The sequence below is a fragment of the Vibrio sp. 2134-1 genome (assembly GCF_033339495.1).
Map to the genome: position 1 here is coordinate 1 of NZ_JAWOUS010000274.1, position 813 is coordinate 813.

1 protein-coding gene is annotated in these 813 nt (G+C 45.6%); it reads left to right on the plus strand.

From position 1 onward, the window contains the following. Nucleotides 1-76: 76 nt before the first annotated feature. On the plus strand, nt 77-813 hold a 737-nt coding region (locus R7R78_RS25445; protein WP_225474538.1), incomplete at its 3' end, for a flagellin.

Below are 813 nucleotides of genomic sequence, written 5' to 3' on the forward strand. Positions count from 1 at the left end.
GTAACTTTGAGAGAACTACTTGGTTTTCCGAGACGTCGGAAACCGCTACACCGGAAAATCAATTGGAGAAATCACCATGGCAGTGAATGTAAACACTAACGTATCAGCGATGACCGCTCAGCGTTACCTAAACAACGCAAACTCAGCTCAACAAACTTCTATGGAACGTTTGTCTTCAGGTTTTAAAATCAACAGCGCAAAAGATGACGCTGCGGGTCTACAAATCTCGAACCGTTTGAACGTACAAAGCCGTGGTTTGGATGTAGCGGTTCGCAACGCGAACGACGGTATCTCGATTGCACAAACTGCTGAAGGTGCAATGAATGAGACCACTAATATTCTTCAACGTATGCGTGATTTGTCTCTACAATCAGCAAACGGTTCAAACTCGAAAGCAGAACGTGTTGCGATTCAAGAAGAAGTGACGGCGCTAAACGACGAACTAAACCGTATCGCAGAAACCACTTCTTTCGGTGGTAACAAGCTACTAAACGGCACACACGGTGCGAAATCGTTCCAAATCGGTGCGGATAACGGTGAAGCAGTGATGCTTGAGCTAAAAGACATGCGCTCAGACAACAAAATGATGGGCGGTGTAAGCTACCAAGCTGAAAGTGGTAAAGGTAAAGATTGGAACGTTGCCCAAGGCAAGAATGACCTAAAAATCAACCTAACGGACAGCTACGGCCAAGAGCAAGAAATCAACATCAGCGCAAAAGCGGGTGACGATATCGAAGAGCTTGCGACTTACATTAACGGTCAAACTGACCTAGTGAAAGCCTCAGTAGACCAAGACGGTAAACTGCAAATCTT